This is a genomic window from Martinezella hainanensis, from assembly GCF_900094555.1.
GTDB classification, from domain to species: domain Bacteria; phylum Pseudomonadota; class Alphaproteobacteria; order Rhizobiales; family Rhizobiaceae; genus Rhizobium; species Rhizobium hainanense.
On the sequence record NZ_FMAC01000006.1, the window covers coordinates 159734 to 184349 of the forward strand.

Here is a 24616-nt window from a genome sequence, read left to right on the forward strand (position 1 = left end):
TGAATGGCCCTAATTTGCAGCATCCCCTCCATTAGCAATCGACATTCGGCCGCATATATCGCGGTGACGCGAAGCAACCAAATTTTGGCATCTGTTATGAAGCAACAACGACCACGGCCCGTCATTTCCGACGCCGCATTGCAGCGTATGTTGGGAAAAGTTCTAAAACCGTTTGTCCGCCTGTCTCTTGCGAGCGGATTAACATTCCCGGCGTTCGCAACGATCCTCAAGCGCTTGTACGTCGATGTCGCGGAAAAAGAATACGGTTTGCCGGGTAAAAAGCAAACTGACAGCAGGATCTCATTGATAACGGGTATCCATCGCAAGGATGTCAGCAAGCTGCGAGTTGGTGACATGCCTTTACCTGCGCCCCCGCCACCCGTGTCGCGCACAAGTCGTATTATCGCAAGGTGGCTTGCCGACGCTCGTTACCTAGACGAAGAAGGGACTCCGCGGGCATTGCCACGGATAGCGGAAAATGGCGCCGCATCCTTCGAGACACTTGTCGAAGATGTAACACGAGATCTGCGTCCCCGCGCTGTTCTCGATGAATGGCTGAACCGCGGAATCGCAACATTGGACATCCATGACCGCGTCCATCTTGGAGCGGCAGCTATAGTTCCAGATCCTGGTGATAGTGCCAAAGAGCATTTTTTCGCCCGCAACATACATGATCATGCTTCTGCAGCGGTTTTAAACATGTTGTCGGCAGATCCCGCATTCTTCGAACGTGCGGTACACTACGATAATATTTCACTGGAGCTCGCGAAAAAGCTGAACGATATAAGCAGGGTGGAATCGATGGATCTGCTTGTTCGCTTGAATCGCCTGGCGAATGAAGAGGTCAAGGCTGATAAGGGAGGTCAGGCTCGCTGGATCACCGGTGTCTACATTTTCACTGAAGCTAAAAGCGATATGGACCTTAACGATGTCGAGGATGATCAATGACATCCATCCGCCTATATCGCCGGCGCTTCTTGAAGCTTGCCTCAGTTTCACCTGTCATTTTGGCTTCTCTTGTAAATGCGCAGGATTTTCCGCCACCGATTGACCATGGGATTGGCGGCACGGGCAACTCCTTGAAGGGTGGCGACGATCATGGCATCGGCGGAACCGGTATTTTCGGGACAATCAAACGCTTTGGCAGCATTTATGTGAACGGGCATCGTATCACCTACTCACCGGATGTACCTATCTATCTTGATGGCATCCGGGCGAACGCACGCGCGATGCGCCTGGGACAAGTCGTAAGAGTAGCGCTTGCTGGTTCGCTCGCAAGTCCGGTTGCTAGCGCCATCTACGTCACGAGTGAGGTGACAGGTCGTGTTGAGAGCATCGATACACATGGCCTCGTTGTACTTTCGCAACGTATCGAATTGACACCGCAAACTTCGTTGCCGAAATTGAAGCTCGGCATGATCGTATCCGTTTACGGGATTCGCAAGCCGGACGGCGTTATCGTTGCAAGTCTAATCGAGCGCCGTTCCCGTCGAACTCATCCATTGCTTCGAGGTGTGGCGACAAACGATTCCGGTCGACTGAAAATTGGTGATCTTACGCTGGACCTCTCCTCCGACCACCTTGTAGGACGGCGAGTTGTGGTTGATTTTGCTGGTGGATCTGGCGACTTGCATATCCTTCGCGTCAAGGAAGAAGAGTTGGTTCCGGGGCTTAACAACGGTAACATAAATATTGAGACTTACGCAGAAAGCGACGGCCACGCCGTCAACCTGGGAATCGGCATCACATTGAGCGGGGCCAAGGCCGCGTCTCTTGTGTCTCGCTCCCATGTCTATCTAGATCTCGCAATCAGCGGGGGTGATTTCGTTTCGTCTCAGCGCCAAGCTGAGCCTTTAGGACCAAATCCACTTCAATCCAAACCACAAATTGAGGGGCCTGCCTCCCAAGACGGGCGTGGACACGGCGCTGGACCAGAGAGATCAGACGGACCGGGGGGACAACCAAGATAGTGCGGTTTGTCTTGAAGCAGACGGCCTGCATAAGGACAACAGTTTAGCTACGGGGGCGATGCCTGCATGCCAAGCATAACCTTGTGCCGCGTAAAATAGCCAACGCAATCCATCTCATCGACAATGTGAGGCCGGTTAAGGCATCCATGTTGCATGAGAGTACACAATGAATCCGCCCATGAAGCACAATGATTTAGGAAGATAAGGGTATGGAAGCTCCGCGTAGGATAGACGCCGATAGCCAAGGCGAACCAGTTGATGTGATGACAAGATTGAAACTTGCTTGTGCCGAACTCAGCCAAGCGGTCGTTCTGGTGAGCGAGCAGCAAAACACAAATTCGCTAGACATGCCGAAGAGACCGTTTCTGTACAGCGACGGTTACGCTCTGTTCGACCCGGCCTCGGTTGAAGAATTAGTTCGCAATCTCAGAGCCTGCTCGGAGGACCATGCAAGGGTGATTGCCAATATTGGCGATTGGATCTGTGACGGTGCTGTTCGATCAATCAGTCAACGTGTCAGCGCACTCGATGGTCTCGCTGCAACAATGAAAGCTCATGTTGAAAGCGCCCGTGAACGCCAGTGGCAAAATTTCTGCCTTTTCGCCGTTGGAGCTGCGGGATTCGTTATCGGGTTAACAGTCGCAATTGGTCTTCTATACTTTGTTGCATCGGGCCACGATTTTGGACTCCTTGCCAGCCCGGTCGGCTCGACACCGAGGTTTTAGCCAAGTTGAACAACGTTGTGAGAACATGGTGCCGGTGATTGACGGCAGAATTTGTGAAAACGAAAGTCTGCTGCGAATTCCGGGATATAGTGATGAGCGTGAGTATTTCGTGTCACTCTCCGCTTAATTGTGAGAAACAGACCTCAACGATTTCAGCGGGTTGCCTGAGTGTTAATTTCACTAAGAGCTGACCTGGCGTTCGAGTGCTCCCTCGGGCTTGAGCAGCGAGGCGCATCAAACTAAGACGCCTGCTGGGTAAGTTGGGTTTCAAGTGCTTCTGGTGATCAATAGCCGAGTGCCGACTGTAGGCGTTTGGCATTTTAGAGCTGTTCGATGAATCTCGGCAATCGTTCGGCCACGTTGACAAGGATGTGGTAACCGACGACATAAACGTCCTTGACTATCTGAAGATGAGTGTAGCAATGATTGGGTTATATGGAGGATGACTGTCGGATATTGATCTCTCAATATTTCGCTTTGCTATGACATTTCTAGAGGCGTAGCCTAGGCCTGAAATAGGGGGAGTCCACACGGACTCACAGGCCTAACTGGGCCGAGCTCCCCCTCACCAGCTTTGCTATTAGGCCCGCGAATTGATCGTTGAGGGTTTCAGCATTGTATTCACCTTCGACTTTCTGCCGCGCTGCATGTGCGATGTTCCTACACACCTGCGGGTGTTCAACTATCCAGCCGATTTTGTCAGCAAGTGCAGAGACATCTCTCTCCGCCGCCAAGAAGCCAGTCTCATGATCTTCGATCAATTCCGGAATCCCCGAATGATATGTGCTGAGCACCGTCAGCCCGGAGGCCATCGCCTCCATGAGTGCGACCGGAACCCCTTCCAGATCGCCGTTGCTTGCCGTTACACTCGGCAGAATAAAGACATGCGATCGCGCAAGCCAAAGTTTGACATCATGGTGGGCAAGGCTACCCAGGAACGTCACGCGGTTGGATATCCCAAGCTCGTTTGTCAGGTCCCGGAGATTGTCAAGCAAAGGTCCATCGCCCACCACGGTATATCGCCAATCGAGCTCGCTGCGGGATGCGTAAAGCTGCCCCAAGGCGCGAAGAGAGAATTCGATGCCCTTCTTTTCAATGAGCCGGCAGACGGAAATGAGCTGCAGCGGGCCACCTTCCCGGGATCGCCATTCAAACGGAATTTGAGTGACGTCGATGCCCATATGATGCACTGCCGTACGGTCATGCGGAGCACCTGCTTCCGTCAGCATATGACGGAAAAGCTGATTGACGGTAAGGTTAAGCGAACCGAGCTTGAAAAGATCCCGATATTGTTTCAAACCGTTCTCGCGTAGGGGAACGCCGACATCAAAACCGTGAAATATCGTAACGATCGGCGGCTTGATGCTCACGCGCTTCTTAAGACGCGCAACACGCGCGCCGTTTTGGCCGAAATGAGCAACGACGGCATCAAAATCATTGAGTCGCCGGACGGACAGCGTATCCAGGCCCGCCGAGACTTTATCTTTGATTTTGGCTGGAAGGCGATCGATCTTCGGTCGGAGGTTACCAAATTTACCCCACCAATCATGCGTGTGTGCGAGCAGAACGGACAAAGACTCCTTGCTTCGATCGAGATGAGGATAATCAGTGATCCCCTCACAGACGATGCCGACTTCGAAGCCACGCTTCATCAATCCAACCATCTGGCTGATCACAAAGGTTTCCGACAGCGTAGGAAACCGGCCAACGACGAAACCAATACGCATCAACCCCTCAATTTGTTCTGTTGAGACGCGAGAAAGGACACAGAGAACTCAGCCAACATGTGCTGCCGGGTGCAGTGGGCCGCATCGCGCCTTTGGAGCCTTTTTCAACGGAATCAATGCCTTTCGATACCCGCTTGGAAGAGATCTATCCCGAAGATTTGTCGCGGAACGCAACGTCCCGTCGGCAAGCTCATGACCGCACGGCACTCGCAATATTGATGGCAGCGCTGCGCAGAATGCGACGTGACTGCGGAAGCAAGCTGACCAGGATCAATGCTATCGCGTAATTGCACACGACAGCGATCGCGATCGTCACAAGATCCGAACTTGTACCGAGAGATCGGACCAGAGCGTGGTAAGGAAGCCATGCTATCGCCGAAGACGTCAAAAAAAGGGCCTGCATCAAGAGAAAATCGAACGCAGTGACGGGGCCAACCCGATGTAATTGGGCGGCCAGGAACGGCAGCAATATATAGCCGCTTATCGCATAGGCGGCAGCGACCCCTATGGCGCCCCATTGCAGCCCTAGGACAAATGCGATGACCGTCACGAGAGACGAAAACATACCCCATTGAAACATCGAATTCGTCCTGCCCTGACAAATGAAAATCCAACCCGTAGTACTGGATATGGGCTGTATGAGGCTTGCAATTCCCAACCAGGCAAAGATCGGTGCCACGGGCAGCCATTGTTTTCCGAAAAGAACCGCCACGAGCTGGTCGGAGGCAAACGTCAACGCCGCAATTCCTGGTATGGTGACCAATCCCAGCAGCCAAACAGTCCGCAGATAAATCTCGCGGAACTTGAGCTTATCATCCTGTATTCGGCTCATGAGCGGAATCATGACGCGCGTCAATGGCTGAATAATATTCTGCAACGGAAATAATAAGAGCTTGTAGGCTCGGTCGTAATATCCAAGCTGCACCGCTCCCGAATATTTGCCGATCAATATATTATCAAGGTTGCGGGCGAAAAAGTTCACGAGATTGAATCCAGTAAGATTAGCCCCAAATGAAACGATTTCGCGATCGATGTTCAATTCAGGTCGACCCGGCATCCAGCGCGTCACCTGCCAGGCCAAAATCAGCACGATGACCGCCGATACCGCCGGCCCCAGAACCAGCGACCAATAACCAAATCCCCAATAAGCTGCCGCCGCGGTGATAACGAGTCCGGCAAATGCCGAGCTGACGTCGTTCACGGCCAGTTGGCCAAACTGAAGATCACGGTTCATGAGCGCAAGCGGCAATGCTGCCAGGCTACCCAGGAAAAGAGGCAGAGCGGTGGCGAGGGTGATCCCCAGCATGCGGGAGTCGCCATAGAAACTTGCAACAATGGGAGCGGAGGCTGACAGGACTACCGTGCAGCCAAGTCCGACCGATGCACTCATCCAGAATACCTGATTGAGCTGTTTCCGGGTGATTTCCTTGCGCTGAATGACAGCCTGCTGAAGTCCGAGATTCTGAAAAAGTCCCACGAAAGCCGCAATCGGAGCAACTGCGGCTACAAGACCAAAGTCTTCAGGACGGAGCAATCGAGCCAGAATAACCACGGAAAGGAATTGAATGGCCATCCTGAGGACTTGCGCGACTGCCGTCACGAGTCCGGCGCGAAGGGCGACTCGGCCAAAATAAATCTTCTCAGTGGTCAAGCTGGCACCCTCGATCCGGCGCGATCGCCGGTAACGTCCCAAACGTCCATTCTCATCAGGTAAATGGCACTCCCTTTAACCACCTGCTGCCGCGAATGTCCAACAAGGGGATGGACTTGCCTCTTCGAACTGAAAACGATCAACATTGTTGGGCGGGCCCCACACCGGCGTATGTCGCACATGTGGCCGAAGCTCGAATCAGAAGATCAAGGAACGTCGAGTATTGAAGGGACGATTGCAATTGGGGCCGCCTGGAGAACTCCAGGGCTGCGAAGGAAAGCCTCCTATATTCATCGTCATTGCGCCAGAGAAGCCGAACCGCGTTCGACCAATCCTCCACGGGCGCCTCATAATCCAATATGATCCCGCCCTTGCCAATCGCTTCCGGCAGTCCGCCGCGTCGCGACCCTACAACCGGTATTCCACTGCATTGCGCCTCGGACGCCACTCGCCCCCAGGCTTCCTCCCATTTGCTCGGCGCAAGCAGAATCTTCGTTCGGCCATATATCGTTTTCATGTCGCTGGTGCGGCTTTTCAGATGAATATTCTCAAAAGGCGCAATCGTCTTTTCGATCTGTTGGCGCTGACTTGTTTCTAGTTTCCAGCTTTCAACGAACAGGAATGGAATCTCCGGGCATTGTTCCGCAATCCGCACCGCCAGCTCAAATCCCTTCGCACTGCAGGGATTGATGAAGGTGACATATTCCAGAGTGGTGTCTGTTTTGTATAGGGCAGGATCAATGGTGGGCGGAATAACGGTTGCAGTAATGCCGAAGGTCTCCTTATACGTCTTCGCCGTAAATTCGGAATTCGCTATATAGAGCGCAGGACGAAGATCGCGCAGATCCCCGGCCAATTCATTGAACTCCACGTTCCTGAGATAGATGACGATCGGAACGTTTTGGGCTTGCAGCGCTTTTGCAATCGGAACCGATTTTTGACATTGCACGACGGCAACGTCGGGCCGCAGTTTCCGGGCTACATATTCAGCAGCCTCCCATGGAAACCAGGCCCGTGCAACGGGATATCCCGGAAATCCGTCAATCACCGCAGGCGCTCCAAACAGCTTCATTTTCGCTCGCGCCTTGAAACCGAAAAGACCATCGCCAAACAAGGCGGCCAATACGGCCGGGTTATGACCGTCAGCACGAAGTTGTTGAGCCAGATGATGGGTGCTGGATTGAACGCCCCCACTAAACTCCGGATAATAACCGTTGCCGCTGGCAAACAATACTTTCATGGATCGCTCCCTATAGTCGCACGCGCCCCCCGCAGTGCCAGCCGTGTCTCGCTATTGAGTTTTGGCGATCTTTCGACCGATGCTGTAATATTGGATACCGTGGCGGGCGACGACCGCTGGGTCATAGAGATTTCGCCCATCGAAAATTACCGGCGTCGTCAATATGTCCCGGATCATTGCAAAGGAAGGCGCCCGAAAGCTCTTCCACTCAGTTGCAATGAGCAGAGCTTCCGCTCCTTGCAACGCCGCTTCCTTCGTTCCGCACAGCAGAAGGTCCGGGCGCTGGCCATATATACGTTGACACTCCGGCATCGCTTCGGGGTCAAATGCGCTCACGCTGGCCCCGGCCCGCCAGAGAGACTCCATAATCGTCCGCGACGGCGCCTCTCGCATGTCGTCGGTATTGGGCTTGAAAGCCAGGCCCCACAGTGCGAACTTCCTGCCTCTGAGGTCACCGTTAAAGTGCTGGCTTACCTTTTCGAACAAGACCATCTTTTGGTGGTTGTTGCGTTCTTCAACAGCATTTAACACCGGCGCATGAAAGTCGATGTTCCCCGCCGCTTTGATCAACGCTCGAACGTCTTTGGGAAAGCAGGAACCGCCGTACCCCAATCCGGGATAAATAAAATCGTAACCGATACGCGGATCGCTGCCGATGCCTTTACGGACCTCCTCTATATTTGCCTCAAGCTTTTCAGCAAGGCCTGCCATCTCATTCATGAAACTGATCTTGGTCGCGAGCATGCAGTTGGCGGCATATTTGGTAAATTCGGCACTGCGAACATCCATCACAATTATTTTTTCATGATTGCGATTGAAGGGGGCGTAGAGTTCCCGCATCAGCTCTTCGGCGTGCGCGGAATTCGTTCCCAAGATGATCCGGTCCGGCTTCATGCAGTCCGCAACAGCCGATCCCTCCTTCAGAAACTCCGGATTGGAGACAACTTCAAATGCAAGATCGCCACGACCTCTCGCATTTAGAACATCGGTAATTTGCGATCGCAGCTTGTCGCATGTTCCAACCGGCACTGTGGATTTGCTTACAATGATCTTCGGTTGATCCATCTCCAGAGCTATGCTCTCTGCTGCGGCGAGTACGTATCTGATGTCAGCAGATCCATCTTCATCTGATGGCGTTCCGACCGCAATGATCTGTACTTGACCGTGCGCTACCGCTTTCTCCGTATCGGTAGTGAACGTTATTCGGCCTGCTGACCTATTATCGGCAACAAGATTTTGCAAGCCTGGTTCGTAGATCTGGATTATATCATTGCTCAGTCTATCTATCTTATCGGCGTCTATATCGACACACATGACGTTGTGTCCAACCTCGGCAAGCACCGCTGCCTGAACAAGTCCGACATAACCAACACCAAATACTGTCAGATTCATGATTCCCTCTTTAACGCGGTATAACTCTGTAAATATTGAAATAATAATATAGATGTAAGCATTACATCACTTTTTAGTTCCTATCTCGTCATGAGCATTAACAAGTTCGAAAAGCCTACCGATTTCTACGGCTGCCCTGACAAATATGGCGGCCATATCGTCATCAGATGTATTACCTATCTCACTTGTCGCGGCATAAATATCTTCCGCGAGATTGCATTCTGTCGGATGCATTTCTTCTTCCATGATAAGTTGATGTCGTAAAAGCCGTATTATTAGATTTGCTCTTATCAGGGCATTATATTTGTTTGATAATGATAGCTGTCCAATGTTTCTTGCATTACAAATCAAGCTTGTAGTAAGAGATGTCGCGGCTATCATCACAACTCCAAAAGATATAATCTCAATTGCTGCAATCTACTCACGAACATTGCTAGATGATATTCTGCAATGCAGATATTGTGCCATCAATTGATCTTATTTCATGCTTACAGGGTCCACCGAAAAGGATGGTGGATTGTCAGGTTGACTGAATTTTGTTGACGACGTTTCCGAGCGTTATCTATTGTAAAAAAGTATTCCGCGCGGAAAACTCTCCCTTAGATCTGAAGGATCGGCTAAAAGAGAGAGGCTATCGCTGAGAGGATGTCTATCCGCCGATTCAGCATCTAACTGCATTCGACCGATTCAAGAGCCGGAAATAATTTCAGCGCCGGGCGTCCTCTCCAGCAAGTGTGTGCTCCGCACCCATCAGCTCGGACTCCAAGCCCGCCGCAAGCGTATAGCAATGAATACGATTGAGCTACCGGCCGCCAATTTTTAAGACGAAACCGCCAGATCAAGGATTTCGAAATTTTCACTCATATAATTTTGCTCGCACCGTCCGAGTTTCCGCGCTCGATGATCGAGAGATAACGTTCCGCCGCCTTGGCGAATTTAGCCTGCCAAATGGCATGCGCTTCACGAAGATTTCGGTCACGAATGGCCTCGAACAGCTTCATGACGTAGCTTTCCGCATCACCCTTGCGATCCGTATAAACGACACCCAATAAGTTATTGAAGCGGCGAACATCGCCGGTGAGTTCGGAGAAATAGCGTATCGTCCTTTGAAGGCCGGTTGCATCGATAATTGCCTGTTGGAATTCGAGATCGTTGTGAACGGTCTCTTCCTGGCTTTCCAGTTCGGCAAAGCGGACAGCGTTGTTTGCCAGCTTTTCCAGGCGCTTCAGATCCGTGGCGGATAATCGATCCTCGGTCGCCATGAGATAATCGAGAGCAAGCTTTCCAAGCGCTACGCGAATGTTATAGACTTCCGTCACGCTATCGGCTTCCACCGCGCTCACAGAGGCACCTTTGTTGCGCTTGAGTTCGACGAAACCCTCGCGGGCGAGCAGCCTCAACGCTTCACGAACCGGATGACGTGACACATCAAGCATATCCGTCAATTGCTGTTCGATCAGGCGATCTCCGGGTTTGAAATGACCCTCTATGATGGCCTTGCGGATCTGCTCTGCAGCAAACTGCGTCGCCTCCATCGTGCTCATAGGAGTAATGACTGGATTTGAACCGGTTCTAGCCATGATGCCCTCGCCTTAATTGCAGAGCGTCATAATGTATCGGCTCGCTTTTGTCGATTATATACAAAAGCGAGACAAATTATCGGCTCACGCCATTCTGGCGAGAAGCCGCGAGCCGATGGAATCACAATGAGATCGAAATTTGCTTTACGGGCTGGACGCCAGCGCCCCGATAAGCCGTGATTTCGATTTCAAACAGATATTCCGGGCCGCCGAGCGGACCGCAGCTCACACAACTTGCCGGATCGATGCCGCGAAACTTTTCGCCCATATAGGCCATGACATCGGGAACGTCTTCCTGCCGCGGAATGAAGATCCGCCGCCGGACGACGTCGGCGAGCGAGGCGCCCACAGCCTCGAGAGCGCCTTCGACGTTTTTCATCGCTTGCCTGGCCTGTTCGACTGCCGTGTCTGGCATTGCCCGGGTCTTGTAATCGCGTCCTGCCGTCAACGACATGAAAATCCAGTCACCGACCGCCACGATGGGGGAATAACCCTCTTTGTCCTCTAGGATGCTGCCCGACTTGACCTTTACGATTTCCGTCACTGGAGATTTCCTTGTTTGAATTCGGTAAAGTTCTCGGAACGAATGCTTAGATCGATATGCCGCCGTCGATCGCGATTGTCTGACCTGTCGTCATCTTCGCGGCAAAGCCGAGATAGACGATGAGTTCGGCGACTTCGGCCGGAGTGGCGAGCCGTTTCATCGGTGTCGCAGCGATTGTCGCCTGGCGGCGCTCTTCAGACCATTCGATGCCCCACGAACTGTCGACCGCGCCCGGCGCAACCGAGTTCACCCGCACGTCAGGCGCAAGCGAACGGGCAAGGTTCTTCGTCAGGTTGATAACAGCTGCTTTCGAGCCGCTATAGGCGATGGTGCTCGCAACGGCGCCGAGCCCGGCGATGGAAGCCGTGTTGACGATCGCCCCTTGCGCCTCTTTCAAAGCCGGTGCGGCTGCCTTGGAGCACCGAAACACGCTCATGAAATTCACGTTCAAAAGATTTGCCCACAGTTCCTCGGTGATCGAGTCCAGATCGCTGATCGGTATGGGATGGCGAACTCCGGGCGTCCCTGCATTGTTGACGAGCAGATCGAGACGGCCAAGATCAGCGATCGCCTTCAACACCATGTCCCTCGCAGTCTCGGCATTGCCAACGTCGCCGGGCGCCGCGACAACCTTGAACCCTTCTTTTTGCAAGACTTCGACTGCTGCCGGTCCTCGCGCATCATCGGGCAGAAAGTTGATTGCAACCGTTGCACCGCTCTTGGCGATGAGGCGTGCTGCTTCTAGGCCGATACCGGATGCCCCACCCGTAACGATAGCTGTACGTCCGGAAAGATCGAACGAGATCATTTGAATACTCCCTTGTGTTTAGCTTGGCGCCAGCGCTATGCGGCCGACATCTTGCAGCCGCCGGCCGGCCGCTTTTCGCGGCGCAGAAATTTCCGGGTCTGCTCCATCCGAGGGTCGTCGATAACCTGTTCGGCAGTACCAATTTCGCAAACCTCCCCCTGATGAAGGAACGCGACGCGATCAGCGGATTCCCGCGCAAAGTTGATGTCGTGCGTGACGACCACCATCGTCATGCCTTCGCTCTTCAGCAGACGCATGGTTTCCAGCACCTCACCCACAAGCTCGGGGTCGAGGGCAGACGTCACCTCATCGAAGAGCATGTAACTCGGCTCCATCGCGAGCGCACGCGCGATGGCAAGGCGCTGCTGCTGGCCACCGGACATGCGCGACGGAAGGCTGTCCGCCTTGTCGCCCAAGCCCACATGCTGGAGGTGCTTCAGCGCAAGTGCCTTTGCATCCTTGCGGCTACGCTTCGCGACGACTCTTGGAGCAAGAGCGACGTTTTCCAGAGCCGTCAAGTGAGGAAATGCATTGTATTGCTGGAAAACAATGCCCAGCTTGCGGCGCAACGTATTGATGTTGGTCTTCGGGTCATGGACGCTCACTCCATCAACAACAATCTCACCGCCCTGTATCGGCTCAAGTCCGTTGATGCACTGCAACAGCGTCGATTTCCCTGAGCCGCTGGCACCGACTAGGCAAAGTAGCTCGCCCTTGCTGACGTCAAGGCTTATTCCTTTAAGTACGGTCAGCGGCCCAAAAGTCTTTCGCACGTTCCTGATTTCGATCATACGACGATCCTTCCTTCGAGGCGGCGGCTGTATCGCGACACCGGGTAGCAGATAATGAAATAGAAAAGTCCCGCTCCGAGCAGAAGCAGCCAGGTCTCATGTGTCCTGGTGATGAGTATCTGGGTCGAACGCATATACTCGACATAGCCGACGACGCCCGCCAGTGCGCTGTCCTTGATCAGGCTGAGAACAAGCCCAATCCAAGGGGTAAGGGCCGTCCTGAACGCCAGCGGCATCGATATGTAGAACAGCTCCTGAAGACCATTCATTCCGAGCGAGCGAGCACTTTTGCGATACTGGACGGGAACCGAAAGAAGGCCTGCACGAACCACTTCGGCAGTTACCGCAGACATCCAGGCACCAAGCGCAATAGTGCCGAACCAGAAAGGCGATGCTCCCAAGCCCAGGATCGACAGAAAGCTGTTGGCCAGTATCAACTGGATGATCATCGGCACACTGCGCAGGATGTCTATGTATGGAGCCGTGACAATCTTCGCGATTAAGGACACGGCACGCAGCCAACCAAGGATGATGCCCACAAGGGTGCCGACAAGTGTAGCTGCAGCGGCGAGCCGGATCGTGTTGAACAAACCTTCGGCCAAAAAGTAGGCGTCAGACCATACAAGGCCTTGATTTGCAAAAGAGAACTGCACGCTCAACTCCTGTAGATAAGCCGAAAGATCAGCTGCGACGAGAGCTGCAGCGCCTTAGCAATGAGGTAGTAGATCAGCGCTGTAACCAGGAAGAACTCGAATGTTCGGAAGGAGGTTGATTGGGCGTATTGCGTCGCGCCTGAAAGCTCCTGCAGTCCGACTAGCATACCCAGCGATGTGTTCAGCATGCCCCAGATGCCTTGAGTGACATAGGCGGGAAAAATGACCTTGAACATCTGCGGAAAGATTACGTGAATGAAGCTCTGTGGACTGGTCATGCCCAGAGAGCGTGAAGCAGAAAGCTGCTGTCTCGGGATCGCGGCAAGCCCACCCCTGAAGATTTCCGTCATATAGCCCGCATTGTTGAAGGAAACCGAGACCAGGAGGGCGACATAGCTGGGAATATTGATGTGGAAAGCGCCGAGTCCAAAATAGAAAAGATAGAGCTGGAAGACTGCCGGCGTGTTGCGCGACAGCTCCACCCACCCGGTCGAGAAGCGGTACGTCCATCCCTCGCCACGTTGACGCGCCACGGCCATGGGCATGGCGATCACCGTACCGATAACGAAGGCGAGGATGGTGATCTGAATAGTCACCCAAGCCCCGGCCAAAAGAAGCGGAAGCGCATCCCAGACGATGGACCAATAAAACTGATAGCCGTTCATTCAAGCACCTCAAACGCCTGCCGGCAAAGCTGCATGCCGGCAGGAGGCTTACGTTTAGAAACTGACGCCGTTCGAATTCAGCGAGGGTAGCGGACCATCGCCGTAATATTTCTTGTAGACTTCGGCCCGACGCCCGCTCGTCTCCTGCTGGAATATGAACACCCGTGCCCAGTTCAAAAATTGCTGGTCGTCACGATGAACCGCGATGGAGCCGAAATCTGCCAACGGAGCAACGCCGGCCTGGATGAATTCTGGAAACTGACCACTTTGCTCGAGGGCGTGGAACACACCCGCAGAAATCACAATCGCATCAAGCTTGCCCTGCTGCAGTGCCAGATATGACTCGGCGTCACTCGCATAGCCTGTATACGTGGCGCCGGTTTTCTGCCAGCCACCGGCAAGCTCTTGCTTGAACAGTTGCTCGGGTGTCGCGCCCACGACGCTGCCAAGTTTCTTGGATTTCAGATCGGAGTATTGGGTTATGCCCGTCTCCTTCCGCGTTACGACCACCATGATATTGTTGGTGTACGGCTGCGTAAAGCCCACCGTCAGCGCGCGTGAAGCCGTCGGTGTTGTCGATGAAATCAACACGTCAATGCGATTCGAAACCAGAGCAGGGATCCGGTCCGGCGATGGCGTTTCGACAATCTCCACCTCTGCACCCAGTGCTTTAGCCATGTCTTTGCAGTAGGTGACGTCATAGCCGTCCGGCTGATTGTTCTGGTCTCGGAAGCCCGCTGGCGGATCGTCCAACATGGTGCCGCAACGCAACTTCTTCGATTGCACGATCTTGTCTAGGGCAGATTCTGCATTGGCATGGGATATCATCCCGGCCGCAAACATAACCGCGGCAAGCAATATTTTGACATAGTTCTTCACGTTAAGTTCCCCTTTTTATCTTACTTGGTTGAACTAATTTGCGAGACTGCCTATGGTCGTATCAGCTCGCTTTCTTCACTGGCTTGTTCTCGACTGCGATGTCCGAGAGAGGGCCGAGTTCTTTTTCGATCAGCGGCACGACTTCCTTTTTGAACCGCATGATCGAATTGTGCGCCTTTTCAATCGGCATACACCCGAAGGAAAAGTTGCACGTGTAGTTGGTGGGATTGAGCCGCTTGATATCGGTAATCATCTTTTCCGCAACCATATGTGGGTCGCCGACCACCATGTTGTCGGCGTATTGGTCGAGCGTATATTCGCCATCGTAAGGTTCGTCTCGGATGTAGCCCTTGTCGTCGACCGGCAGCGCGGCCTGTCGAAGATGATGAGCCATGCGACCGACATAGCGGGCACGCTCGCCGACAGCGAGCGCTTCGCTGCGGCTGTCTGTGATGTTGACATATTGCATGACCGCCAGCGGCTTCTTCAGCGGGTTCTCGCCGATGGATTCCCATGCCTTGTTGAGCCCGTCTCCCATTTTATACAATACGGGCGAGCCCAGGGTACTTGCCGCAATGAAAGGTGTCGCATTCCATTTCCTGAACCGGTCGAGCAGCTTGGGATGCGACGTCGTCACGAAGATCGGCGGCAGCGGCTTCTGTTGCGTACTGACCGCGAAACTCGTCTTGGGGACGCTGAAAAACCTGCCCTGATATTCGACTTCGCCGTCGACCAATGCTTTCTCGATGACGTCCCAATATTCGAGGAAGACGTCGACTTTGTCTTCGATCGCAGTACCGTAGCGGTCGAATTCATATTGCTGGTAGCCGGTTCCCATGCCGACGACCAGGCGTCCCTCTGTCTGCGTATCGGCGACAGCAATCTCTTGGGCAACGCGCAGCGGATTATAGAGCGGCAGCACGATAACTCCCGGTCCAAGCTTGATCTTCTTTGTCCAACCCGCCGCGTAGGAGCACATCATCAGCGGTGACGGCGAGCTGGAATAGTTGGCGAAGTGATGCTCGGCAAACCAGGCGATGTCGAAGTCCAGCTCCTCGGCGGTCTGGACCATCTTCTTCGTATCGCGCATGACGCCGACGGCACCATCGGGATGGTCGCGCAAGGTCATAAGGCTGAACAAGCCGAGTTGCATGTCATTCTCCTAAAAAACATTTCTGAGGCGCCAGCGCGCCAATGGCTCTGCGGCCGTTCAAGCCGCATTCGAAAGAGGGATCGGAGCGCCGATCGCGTAGAGGCCATCTTGATAGATCAATGGCGAAACCTCGGCAGCGAAGCGCGAATTGCTCACCCTGCCGATGATGATGTCGTGCGTTGAATAGCTGTAGGCCCTATCGATCTCGCAGAAGAGATTGGCCTGGGCGTCAGCGAGATAAGGAATTCCGCCCTCAAGCTCCCAGTTGCCATCGAGGAAACGCTCGCCGGCGGGAACACCGCCGCTGAAACGCCGCGAGATCTCGACCTGCGACGCCTGCAGAAGATTGATGCAGTAGCGCTTTTCCTTGTGCAGCGGGGCCAGCACCGAAGCCTTCTGATTGATGCATACGAGGATGGAAAGCGGCGAGAAGCATAGCGACGTCACCGAAGTCACGGTGATGCCATGCCGTATCCCCTCGTTCTGACAGGAAATGACGCAAACGGTGGCCGCGAGGCGTCGCATGGATTGGCGGAAGTTTTCTTCATTCTGGTCGCGCATTGGATGCTCCCATTCAAGTACATTTAGGTTTGCAGATTATCTACAATCCGTCAACACACGAATCCGCGGTGAGGAAAGATTGTCAATAACCAGATGAATTGGTTTGGAAAATTACGCAGACCCCGATCCAGTGCAGGCAATTTCAAATCACCAAGACCGCCATTTAGACCCATGTACGGCACCGCAGATCCAGTTCTCGCAATAGGGGGGATGGAGCTTCGTTGTCTCCTTCTAACCCTCCGTTACGACGATAGCCGCAAGCTTTTTCGCAACAGGTTGCTTCGTATAGCTTGCAGATTGTAGATAATCTGCATTATGCTTCGCGGAAGATATTCAAGGAGGGCGACGAGACAGTCAGCCATTTGCGATGAGCCTGGGAGGGGCAGATGTTTTCCGACGCTTTTGAAAATCATGACGACCGTTTTCGAAGCCTGATTCTTCCGAACGTTCATGTCGAAAAGCTGTGGACCGGCGGTCGGTGGCTCGAAGGGCCAGCTTATTTCGCCGCAGGCCGTTACCTGCTCTTTTCGGACATACCCAATGATCGACTTATGCGGTGGGATGAGACGGACAATTCAGTTTCGGTATTCGAAAGCCCCTGCGGATTTCAGAATGGACATAGCATCGACCGCGAAGGCCGGCTGATCGCATGCGAACACGGATCGCGCCGCGTCTCACGCGTCGAACATGACGGCTCCGTGACTGTCCTTGCATCGCACTATCAGGGTAAACGGTTGAATTCTCCAAACGATGTCGTCGTAAAGTCCGATGGCTCCATCTGGTTCACGGACCCGACCTATGGCATCGACAGCGACTATGAAGGACGTCGAAGCCCGTCGGAGATCGGCAGCTCCAACGTTTACCGCGTTGATCCCGCTGACGGCCACGTCTCGATCGTTGCAGACGATTTGGTCAAGCCCAACGGCGTTGCCTTCAATCACGATGAGACGAAGCTCTATATTGTCGACAGTGGCGCGACCCATAGCGCCGAGGGCCCCAGACATATGCGCGAATTCAACGTCGCGCCGGACGGCAAGACGCTGGGTAACGACCGGATTCTCGCGACATGCGATCAGGGCATCTACGACGGTATGCGCCTCGATGAAAAGGGAAACATCTGGGTGGGGGCGGCGGATGGGGTTCATTGCCTGAGCAGCGAAGGGGAATTGCTAGGCAAGATCCGCATCCCGGAAACGACCGCCAACGTCGTCTTCGGAGGCGTTAAGAGAAATCGCCTGTTCATCTGCGCTACCCAGAGCCTCTATGCCGTCTTCCTGCAAACCAGGGCGATGGCTCGCCCCGCGACGACATAGGCCACCTCGATCGTGACCACCCAATCCGTAAGCTTCACTAAAGGAACCAAACAAATGAGCTCATCCTTCGCTGAACAAGTCGTCGTGGTTTCAGGTGCCGCAGGTGGCGTCGGTCGCGAAGTCGTCATGAAACTATTGGAACACGGCGCACGCATCTGCGCGACGGACATCACATCATCGGTACAGGATCTCGAAAATCTCGCACCCGGCCGTATCGTCGCCGTCGCAGCGGATGTTACGCGATCGGATGACGTCGAACGAATTTTCAACCGCGCAGAAGATGCTTTCGGCCCGGTCGATATTCTGGTCAACAATGCAGGATTCATCATCTCGAAATCGGTGCACGACACCAGCGAGGAAGAGTGGGACAGCGTCATGAACGCAAACGCCAAGGCGTTTTTCCTGATGGCAAGAAGAGCCCTTCCCTCTATGATCGAGAGACAGTCCGGCTCGATCGTCGCAACCGGCTCGATCTCAAGCGTCGTGGGCCTTCCCGAACAAGCCGCATACTGCGCGGCCAAAGGCGCGCTGTTGCAGCTTGTTCGACAGATGGCGGTCGACTATGCGCCAAAAGGTATTCGCGTCAATGCCGTGGGCGCCGGCTCGATCAACACGCCATTTCTAACGCGCTACCTCGACGGATTGGAAAATCCGAAAGCCGGAGAGGCAGCCATCAAGAGCGCTCACCCCCTTGGGCGCTGGGCAGAACCCAGCGAGATCGCCGATGCGATCATCTACCTCGCAGGATCAAGCGCATCATTTGTCACCGGGCATATCCTCATGGCTGACGGGGGTTATAGCGCGCGGTGAGCAGCATGTTATTGATTTATCAAATACGAAAAGAGTGCCAAGAACTTGAATGTGATAGTTGCTCTGGAAGAGATCAGAACCTGCGACGTGCGGCTTACTTCGGTTAGCATAACATCCGATTATGGAGTCTGACTGTTATTTGTCACCTGCAATAGCAAAGACGACGCTGACGCCGCTCACAATTTCGACATGCGAATAGGCCGCCTGGGCAGCGGCAGCTCCGTCGGCCCGCATGATGGCCGTCACGATCTCTTCATGCTCCGCATAAGATTTCGTCAACCGGCCCGGCAGCCGGAACTGCGCTCGACGAAAAGGCGCAAGCCGCGCGCGGCTCTGCGTCACGAGTTCACAAATATGCTCATTGTGCGCACCTCGATAAAGCCGAGTGTGGAATTCGACGTTGTAGGCGGCATAATCCTCGTCCGCTCCTTTGCGAACGAGCCGGGCTGAGGCCCGATGCTCGACTTCCAGCAGACGCCGCTCATCCACCGTCATGCGCTCCGCCGAAAGCCGCGCGCATATCCCCTCGAGCTCCGCCATCGCCTCAAACATCGAGTGCAGATAGCTTTCGGTGACGTTGGTAACGACCGCGCTACGGTTCGGTTCTCGATCGACAAGACCCATCGCTCCGAGCTCGCGTAGCGCCTCGCGCACGGGTGTACGTGATACGTCGAACCGTGTCGCAAGCGAGATTTCGTCAAGCTTTTCGCCCGGCAGCATTTGCCCGGTCACTATCATATCGGCAATCGCCCGAACCATCTGTTCGACCGTCTTTCCTGCCCGGACGACCTGTTTGCGCCTGACTTGTCCCACCACTGATTCTGCCTTTTCCACCTTCTGTATACAGATGCCTTTCCCAGGAATTAAAGTCAAACTTCGAGTTAAACAATTGATTTTACGTCAAAAAAATTCTCCGTACCTCAGGAATTTTCTAGAAAGCCGTATGTTCTGTTGCGCATTATGCTCCATTTGTAGGCTCAGATTATATTTTAATCACATTGGAATTTAAATTGCATGCACTTTCCAGAATATTCTCTGTTTAAATTTATTTAATACAATAAAATCAATATATTATTATCTGGCATAGCTATTGCATACACTTTGATGCACCCACATTAATCGGCCCCCTCGCCGCAAGGAGCATCGTGATGACCAAACTCCTTTCCATGAACCGTCGCAATTTCCTTCAGACATCCGCCGCCGGCATGTTTGCCGGCCTTGCGCCCGGGCTTTTGGCAACTCGTGCCTCCGCACAAGCGGCATTGACCGTCGGCTTCATCTATGTCGGCCCCAAGGATGATTACGGCTATAACCAGGCGCATGCGGAAGGCGCTGCCGCCATCAAGGCGATGCCCGGCGTCACCGTTGTCGAGGAAGAAAACGTTCCAGAGACGGTCGACGTACAAAAGACCATGGAATCGATGATCAATCTCGATGGCGCCAAGCTTATTTTCCCGACGTCCTTCGGCTATTTCGATCCGCACATGCTGGCTATGGCTGCAAAATATCCCGACATCCAGTTTCGCCACTGTGGCGGGCTCTGGCAGAAAGACAAGCACCCGATGAATACGGGTTCCTACTTCGGCTACATCTTCCAGGGCCAGTATCTAAATGGCATTGCGGCGGGCTACGCGACGAAAAGCAAGAAGATAGGTTTCGTCGCGGCAAAGCCGATCCCGCAAGTTCTTCAGAACATCAATGCCTTCCTGCTCGGCGCCCGCTCGGTGGATCCGGCCATCACCTGCCAAGTGATCTTCACCGGCGAGTGGTCGCTTGCCGTCAAGGAGGCGGAGGCAACCAACGCGCTCGTCGATCAGGGCGCAGACGTCATCACCTGCCACGTCGACAGCCCCAAAGTCGTCGTGCAAACGGCGGCCGGCCGCGGCGCTTTCGTCTGCGGCTACCATGCCAACCAGAGCCCACTTGCCCCGGAAAAATACCTTACCGGTGCCGAATGGGCCTGGGGCAACGTCTACAGCAATTTCGTCAAACAGGCACAGGCCGGCCAAGCCTTGCCGAACTTCGTTCGCGGCGGCCTGAAGGACGGCTTCGTCAAGATGAGCGCACTTGGTTCCGGCGTTTCCGACGAGGCTCGCAAGAAATTCGAGGCGACCAAGGCCGAAATGATGGCCGGCGGCTTCTCCGTCTTCAAGGGTCCGCTGAAGGACAACAAGGGCAAGCAGGTCATCGATGGCGGCAAGACCTATGCCGAAGACGCGATCGAACTGGAAAGCATGGATTACCTGGTCGAAGGCGTGGTCGGGTCTACGGCCTGATCCCAAAGGGAGGCAAGCATCATGACGGTCAAGGCCGATGATCCGGCAATCTCTCTTTCCACCGCGAGGCGGACATCGTTGCGCCCTATCCTTGAATGGCTGGCGCGGCGGGCCGAACCTGTCGCCATTACCCTTGGCGGCATTCTCGCTGGCCTGGCGCTTTTCTCCCTCTTCCTTCTCGCGCTCGGCAAGTCGCCGGCGATACTCTACCAGCTGATGTACACTGGTGGCTTCGGCAGCTGGTTTTCCATCCAGAACAGCCTGAGCCGAGCCTCGCCGCTGCTTCTGACCGCACTCTGCGTCGCGTTGCCGGCCCGCCTCGGTCTGGTCATCATCGGCGGCGAAGGCGCCGTCGTTCTCGGCGGCGTGGCGGCGGCGGCGATCGCCCTGCCGATCGTCGGCACGGCACCGGTTCTCGTCGTTTTGATCCTGATGGCCGTTGCCGGCTTTGTCGTCGGCGGTCTCTGGATCAGTCTCGCGGGTCTGCTGCGTCACTATCGCGGCGTCAACGAGACCATTTCCTCGCTTTTGCTCGCCTATATCGCCATCGCCCTGATGAACCAGTTCGTCGAAGGACCGCTGCGCGATCCCGCCAGCCTGAACAAGCCTTCGACCAAGCCGCTTCCCGCAGACTATATGCTCGGCAACATTCCCGGCATGGACGTACATTGGGGATTGGTGATCGGAATTGTCGCCTGCATCCTCTCATGGATGTTGATCGAGATGACGAGCTTCGGCTTTGCGGCCCGCATCGCCGGCGGCAATGTACGCGCCGCCCAGATCCAGGGCCTGCCCGTCGGCAAGCTGATCGGCGGACTGACGGCGATCGCCGGCGGGTTCGCGGGCCTCGCCGGCATGGTCGAGGTCGCCGCCGTCCAGGGTAGTGCCAATGCCTCGCTTGCCGCCGGCTACGGCTATACCGGCATCCTCGTCGCATTCCTGGCGCGCCACAATCCGCTCGCGATCATTCCCGTCGCCTTCTTTCTCGGCGGTGTCGATGCCGCCGGCGGGCTGATCCAGCGGCGCATGGGCCTGCCCGATGCGACAGTCCTCGTTCTGCAGGGCACCCTCTTCATCGTCATCCTGTTTTGCGAGACCTTCTACGGCCGGTTCAGGATTTTCAATCCCGATCTCTGGAACACCAGGGGCTTCAAAATGGGAGGAGCGTGATGGAAGACGCAACCATCGGCATCTGGGGTGTCCCGCTTGCGATCCTGGCCGGCGCCATACGGGTTTCGACGCCTTTCATTTTCGTCAGCCTCGGCGAGACCATCACCGAGCGCTCCGGCCGCATCAACCTCGGCCTCGAAGGCACGCTGGTGTTCGGCGCCATGACCGCTTACGCCATCGATGTCATGACCAGTTCGCCCTGGCTCGGTGTTCTCGCGGCCATGGCAACGGGTGCCATCTTCGGCGCCGTGCACGGCTGGATCTGTAAATGGCCGAAGGTGAATGATATCGCGATCGGCATCGCCATGATGCAATTCGGGCTCGGCCTTGCCTTCTTCCTCGGCAAGCCCTTCATCCAGCCGGCTGCACCGCACCTCCCCTCCATCCCCTTCGGCTTCTGGTCGAGGCTTGCACCGGTCCGGGCGGCGCTCGATGTCAACGCTCTTTTTCTGATTGGCATCGTGCTCGCGATCCTGCTCTGGTGGGCCTTCCGGAACACTAGGATCGGCCTCATCCTCCGCGTCGTCGGCGACAGCACCGACGCGGCCCGCGCCATGGGCATTCACCCCGATCGCGTCCGCCTGATCGCAACCGCCGCCGGTGGCTCGCTCGCGGCTGTCGGCGGCGCCTATCTGTCGCTCTACTATCCCGGCTCCTGGAACGAGCGCATCTCATCCGGTCAGGGCCTGATGGCGGTTGCTCTCGTTATCTTCGCGCGCTGGAACCCGATCGGCTGCTTCCTGGCAGCCCTGCTCTTCGGCGGCGCGGGCGCCCTTGGTCCCGCTCTGCAATCGGTCGGCGTCACCGAAGGTTACTACCTCTTTTATGCCGCGCCCTACGTGCTGACGCTCGTCATCCTTATCGCCACGTCATCACCGACCCGCTCGCTTGTGGGCGCTCCCGGCGCGCTTTCGTTGACCAAATAGGAGATCCGCCATGAACAGCCTTCCCAAAGCGGAACTGGCCGGCCAGACGCTGAGCCACATCGATGCCGATCCCTATCCCTGGCCCTATAACGGCGATCTTCGGCCGGACAACACCGCGCTCATCATCATCGACATGCAGACGGATTTCTGCGGCAAAGGCGGCTACGTGGACCACATGGGCTACGACCTGTCGCTGGTCCAGGCGCCGATCGAGCCGATCAAGTCCGTCCTGTCTGCCATGCGCGCAAAGGGCTATCACATCATCCACACGCGGGAGGGCCATCGGCCGGATCTCGCCGACCTGCCAGCCAACAAGCGATGGCGCTCCCAGCGCATCGGCGCCGGCATCGGCGACAGCGGGCCCTGCGGCCGTATTCTCGTGCGTGGAGAACCCGGGTGGGACATCATTCCCGAACTCTATCCGATCAAAGGCGAAGCAATCATCGACAAGCCGGGCAAAGGCTCTTTCTGCGCGACCGACCTTGAGCTGATCCTCAACCAGAAGCGCATCGAAAACATCATCCTGACCGGGATTACGACCGACGTCTGCGTCTCCACCACCATGCGCGAGGCGAACGACCGCGGCTTCGAATGTCTGTTGCTCGAAGACTGCTGCGGCGCGACCGATTACGGCAACCACCTCGCCGCCATCAAGATGGTGAAAATGCAGGGCGGTGTTTTCGGCTCCGTCTCCAATTCCAAGGCGCTGATCGAGGCCCTACCCTGATGCCCTCGCTGCGCGCGCAAATCTTTCGCGTAGCCGCCAACGGACCGGATGACATCTCCGGCGTTGAGGCGCTTTTTGCCAGCGGCCTATCGCCAAAAGATGTGGTGGCCGTGCTTGGTAAGACGGAGGGCAACGGCTGCGTCAACGATTTCTCTCGCGGCTATGCAACCCGCAGCTTCGAGACACTCTTTCAAAAGTACGGCGTCGAGGGCGTCTCGCTTGTGATGTCGGGCGGGACGGAGGGCGCGCTGTCGCCGCACTGGACAGTGTTCGCACGAGCGGTAGTGCAAGCGCCTACCGAGCGTGCGCTGGCGATCGGCGTTGCACGTACGCCTTCGCTGCCGGCAGAACATCTTGGGCGACGCGAACAGGTGCTACTCGTCGCTGAAGGCGTCCGCGAGGCAATGCGCGACGCAGGTATTGACGACCCCGGTGACGTGCATTTCGTCCAGATCAAATGCCCGCTTCTAACGCTCAATCGCATTGCCGGATTGGAAGCGGAAGGCAAGATCCTTGCTACCCGCGACACGCTAAGATCGATGGGTCTGTCACGCGGCGCCTCGGCACTCGGTGCAGCCGTCGCGCTTGGCGAGATCAGCGCAGAAACAATCAACGACACCGATATATGCAGCCGTTATGAACTTTTCTCGCGCTGCGCTTCCACTTCTGCCGGCGTCGAACTGACCGACCATGAAATCATCGTACTCGGCATGAGCGACAAATGGTCCGGACCGCTGGCGATCGACCACGCGGTGATGCGTGACGCTATTGATACGACCGCAATCCGCGAGGCGCGCGGGCGTCTGCCGGCAAACGGACACCTCGCCGCGGTCCTCGCCAAAGCCGAACCTGACCCCTCCGGCAAGGTGCGTGGCAAACGCCACACCATGCTGGACGATTCCGATATTTCTGGCACGCGCCATGCCCGCGCCTTCGTCGGCGGAGTGCTTGCCGGCATCTTCGGCGTCACTGATCTCTTCGTCTCCGGCGGCGCCGAACATCAGGGACCGCCTGGCGGCGGCCCCGTCGCCATTATTGTCGAAAAGGAGCATTGA

General features: G+C 55.4%; 25 protein-coding genes. 10 read left to right on the top strand and 15 right to left on the bottom strand.

Going from position 1 to position 24616, the window contains the following annotated elements; genetic code table 11:
• Positions 1 to 96 precede the first annotated feature (96 nt).
• The 3 genes from GA0061100_RS19930 to GA0061100_RS19940 all read left to right on the top strand — a co-directional run bounded on the left by GA0061100_RS19930 (position 97) and on the right by GA0061100_RS19940 (position 2695).
• Positions 97 to 948 (top strand): DUF6502 family protein, encoded by an 852-nt coding sequence (locus GA0061100_RS19930; RefSeq protein WP_075854471.1) that lies wholly within the window; start codon positions 97 to 99, stop codon positions 946 to 948.
• Positions 945 to 1970 (top strand): DUF5666 domain-containing protein, encoded by a 1026-nt coding sequence (locus GA0061100_RS34425; protein ID WP_143525479.1) that lies wholly within the window; start codon positions 945 to 947, stop codon positions 1968 to 1970. Before GA0061100_RS19930 ends, GA0061100_RS34425 begins: the two co-directional genes overlap by 4 nt.
• A 209-nt stretch (positions 1971 to 2179) precedes the next feature.
• Positions 2180 to 2695 (top strand): DUF6118 family protein, encoded by a 516-nt coding sequence (locus GA0061100_RS19940; RefSeq protein ID WP_075854473.1) that lies wholly within the window; start codon positions 2180 to 2182, stop codon positions 2693 to 2695.
• A gap of 536 nt (positions 2696 to 3231) precedes the next feature.
• Here the strand turns inward: GA0061100_RS19940 and GA0061100_RS19945 are convergent.
• From GA0061100_RS19945 to GA0061100_RS20005, 14 genes are all read right to left on the bottom strand, one after another.
• Entirely contained in the window at positions 3232 to 4422 is a 1191-nt protein-coding gene (locus GA0061100_RS19945) for a glycosyltransferase (RefSeq protein ID WP_075854474.1), read from the bottom strand.
• A gap of 190 nt (positions 4423 to 4612) precedes the next feature.
• Complete coding sequence (locus GA0061100_RS19950; RefSeq protein ID WP_075854754.1) at positions 4613 to 6073, bottom strand: lipopolysaccharide biosynthesis protein; 1461 nt, start codon at positions 6071 to 6073, stop codon at positions 4613 to 4615.
• 139 nt (positions 6074 to 6212) lie between these two features.
• Positions 6213 to 7313, bottom strand: a complete 1101-nt coding sequence (locus GA0061100_RS19955) for a glycosyltransferase (RefSeq protein WP_075854475.1) — start codon at positions 7311 to 7313, stop codon at positions 6213 to 6215.
• Between the two features lie 51 nt (positions 7314 to 7364).
• Positions 7365 to 8705 (bottom strand): UDP-glucose dehydrogenase family protein, encoded by a 1341-nt coding sequence (locus GA0061100_RS19960; protein WP_075854476.1) that lies wholly within the window; start codon positions 8703 to 8705, stop codon positions 7365 to 7367.
• A 66-nt stretch (positions 8706 to 8771) separates the two neighbouring features.
• The gene (locus GA0061100_RS34430; protein ID WP_143525480.1) at positions 8772 to 9086 is read right to left on the bottom strand and encodes a hypothetical protein; all 315 of its coding nucleotides are present in this window, start codon (positions 9084 to 9086) and stop codon (positions 8772 to 8774) included.
• 479 nt (positions 9087 to 9565) lie between these two features.
• A complete protein-coding gene (locus tag GA0061100_RS19965) occupies positions 9566 to 10285 on the bottom strand; it encodes a GntR family transcriptional regulator (protein ID WP_075854477.1) in 720 nt (239 codons plus the stop codon).
• 121 nt (positions 10286 to 10406) lie between these two features.
• Complete coding sequence (locus tag GA0061100_RS19970) at positions 10407 to 10829, bottom strand: RidA family protein (RefSeq protein WP_075854478.1); 423 nt, start codon at positions 10827 to 10829, stop codon at positions 10407 to 10409.
• A gap of 46 nt (positions 10830 to 10875) precedes the next feature.
• Positions 10876 to 11637: an SDR family NAD(P)-dependent oxidoreductase gene (locus tag GA0061100_RS19975; RefSeq protein ID WP_075854479.1), complete on the bottom strand. Its 762-nt coding sequence runs from the start codon at positions 11635 to 11637 to the stop codon at positions 10876 to 10878.
• A 35-nt stretch (positions 11638 to 11672) separates the two neighbouring features.
• Positions 11673 to 12428, bottom strand: coding sequence for an amino acid ABC transporter ATP-binding protein (locus GA0061100_RS19980; protein WP_075854480.1), 756 nt, complete (start codon positions 12426 to 12428; stop codon positions 11673 to 11675).
• Complete coding sequence (locus GA0061100_RS19985; RefSeq protein WP_075854481.1) at positions 12425 to 13081, bottom strand: amino acid ABC transporter permease; 657 nt, start codon at positions 13079 to 13081, stop codon at positions 12425 to 12427. The genes GA0061100_RS19980 and GA0061100_RS19985 overlap by 4 nt, the downstream gene beginning before the upstream one ends.
• A gap of 2 nt (positions 13082 to 13083) precedes the next feature.
• Positions 13084 to 13746 (bottom strand): amino acid ABC transporter permease, encoded by a 663-nt coding sequence (locus GA0061100_RS19990; protein ID WP_075854482.1) that lies wholly within the window; start codon positions 13744 to 13746, stop codon positions 13084 to 13086.
• 54 nt (positions 13747 to 13800) lie between these two features.
• The gene (locus GA0061100_RS19995) at positions 13801 to 14625 is read right to left on the bottom strand and encodes a transporter substrate-binding domain-containing protein (protein WP_075854483.1); all 825 of its coding nucleotides are present in this window, start codon (positions 14623 to 14625) and stop codon (positions 13801 to 13803) included.
• A 61-nt stretch (positions 14626 to 14686) separates the two neighbouring features.
• Positions 14687 to 15778, bottom strand: coding sequence for an LLM class flavin-dependent oxidoreductase (locus GA0061100_RS20000; RefSeq protein WP_075854484.1), 1092 nt, complete (start codon positions 15776 to 15778; stop codon positions 14687 to 14689).
• Between the two features lie 57 nt (positions 15779 to 15835).
• The gene (locus tag GA0061100_RS20005; RefSeq protein WP_075854485.1) at positions 15836 to 16339 is read right to left on the bottom strand and encodes a flavin reductase family protein; all 504 of its coding nucleotides are present in this window, start codon (positions 16337 to 16339) and stop codon (positions 15836 to 15838) included.
• A gap of 386 nt (positions 16340 to 16725) precedes the next feature.
• Here GA0061100_RS20005 and GA0061100_RS20010 point away from each other — a divergent pair, with 386 nt between their 5' ends.
• On the top strand, positions 16726 to 17652 hold the full coding sequence (locus GA0061100_RS20010; RefSeq protein WP_075854486.1) for an SMP-30/gluconolactonase/LRE family protein: 927 nt from the start codon (positions 16726 to 16728) through the stop codon (positions 17650 to 17652).
• A 54-nt stretch (positions 17653 to 17706) separates the two neighbouring features.
• The gene (locus tag GA0061100_RS20015; protein WP_075854487.1) at positions 17707 to 18462 is read left to right on the top strand and encodes an SDR family NAD(P)-dependent oxidoreductase; all 756 of its coding nucleotides are present in this window, start codon (positions 17707 to 17709) and stop codon (positions 18460 to 18462) included.
• Between the two features lie 135 nt (positions 18463 to 18597).
• On the opposite strand, the gene GA0061100_RS20020 is transcribed toward GA0061100_RS20015, so the two are convergent.
• Entirely contained in the window at positions 18598 to 19221 is a 624-nt protein-coding gene (locus tag GA0061100_RS20020) for a GntR family transcriptional regulator (protein WP_143525492.1), read from the bottom strand.
• Positions 19222 to 19610: 389 nt separating this feature from the next.
• Between GA0061100_RS20020 and GA0061100_RS20025 the strand changes: the two genes are divergently transcribed.
• From GA0061100_RS20025 to atzD, 5 genes are read left to right on the top strand one after another with little or no spacing between them, the layout of a single operon-like run.
• On the top strand, positions 19611 to 20738 hold the full coding sequence (locus tag GA0061100_RS20025) for a BMP family ABC transporter substrate-binding protein (RefSeq protein ID WP_075854489.1): 1128 nt from the start codon (positions 19611 to 19613) through the stop codon (positions 20736 to 20738).
• A gap of 21 nt (positions 20739 to 20759) precedes the next feature.
• Positions 20760 to 21908 carry an ABC transporter permease gene (locus GA0061100_RS20030; protein ID WP_075854490.1) on the top strand — a complete coding sequence of 383 codons (1149 nt, stop codon included), beginning with the start codon at positions 20760 to 20762 and terminating at the stop codon, positions 21906 to 21908.
• Positions 21908 to 22834 carry an ABC transporter permease gene (locus GA0061100_RS20035; protein ID WP_075854491.1) on the top strand — a complete coding sequence of 309 codons (927 nt, stop codon included), beginning with the start codon at positions 21908 to 21910 and terminating at the stop codon, positions 22832 to 22834. Before GA0061100_RS20030 ends, GA0061100_RS20035 begins: the two co-directional genes overlap by 1 nt.
• A gap of 10 nt (positions 22835 to 22844) precedes the next feature.
• A complete protein-coding gene (gene biuH / locus GA0061100_RS20040; protein ID WP_075854492.1) occupies positions 22845 to 23561 on the top strand; it encodes a biuret amidohydrolase in 717 nt (238 codons plus the stop codon).
• The gene (gene atzD / locus GA0061100_RS20045) at positions 23561 to 24616 is read left to right on the top strand and encodes a cyanuric acid amidohydrolase (protein ID WP_075854493.1); all 1056 of its coding nucleotides are present in this window, start codon (positions 23561 to 23563) and stop codon (positions 24614 to 24616) included. Before biuH ends, atzD begins: the two co-directional genes overlap by 1 nt.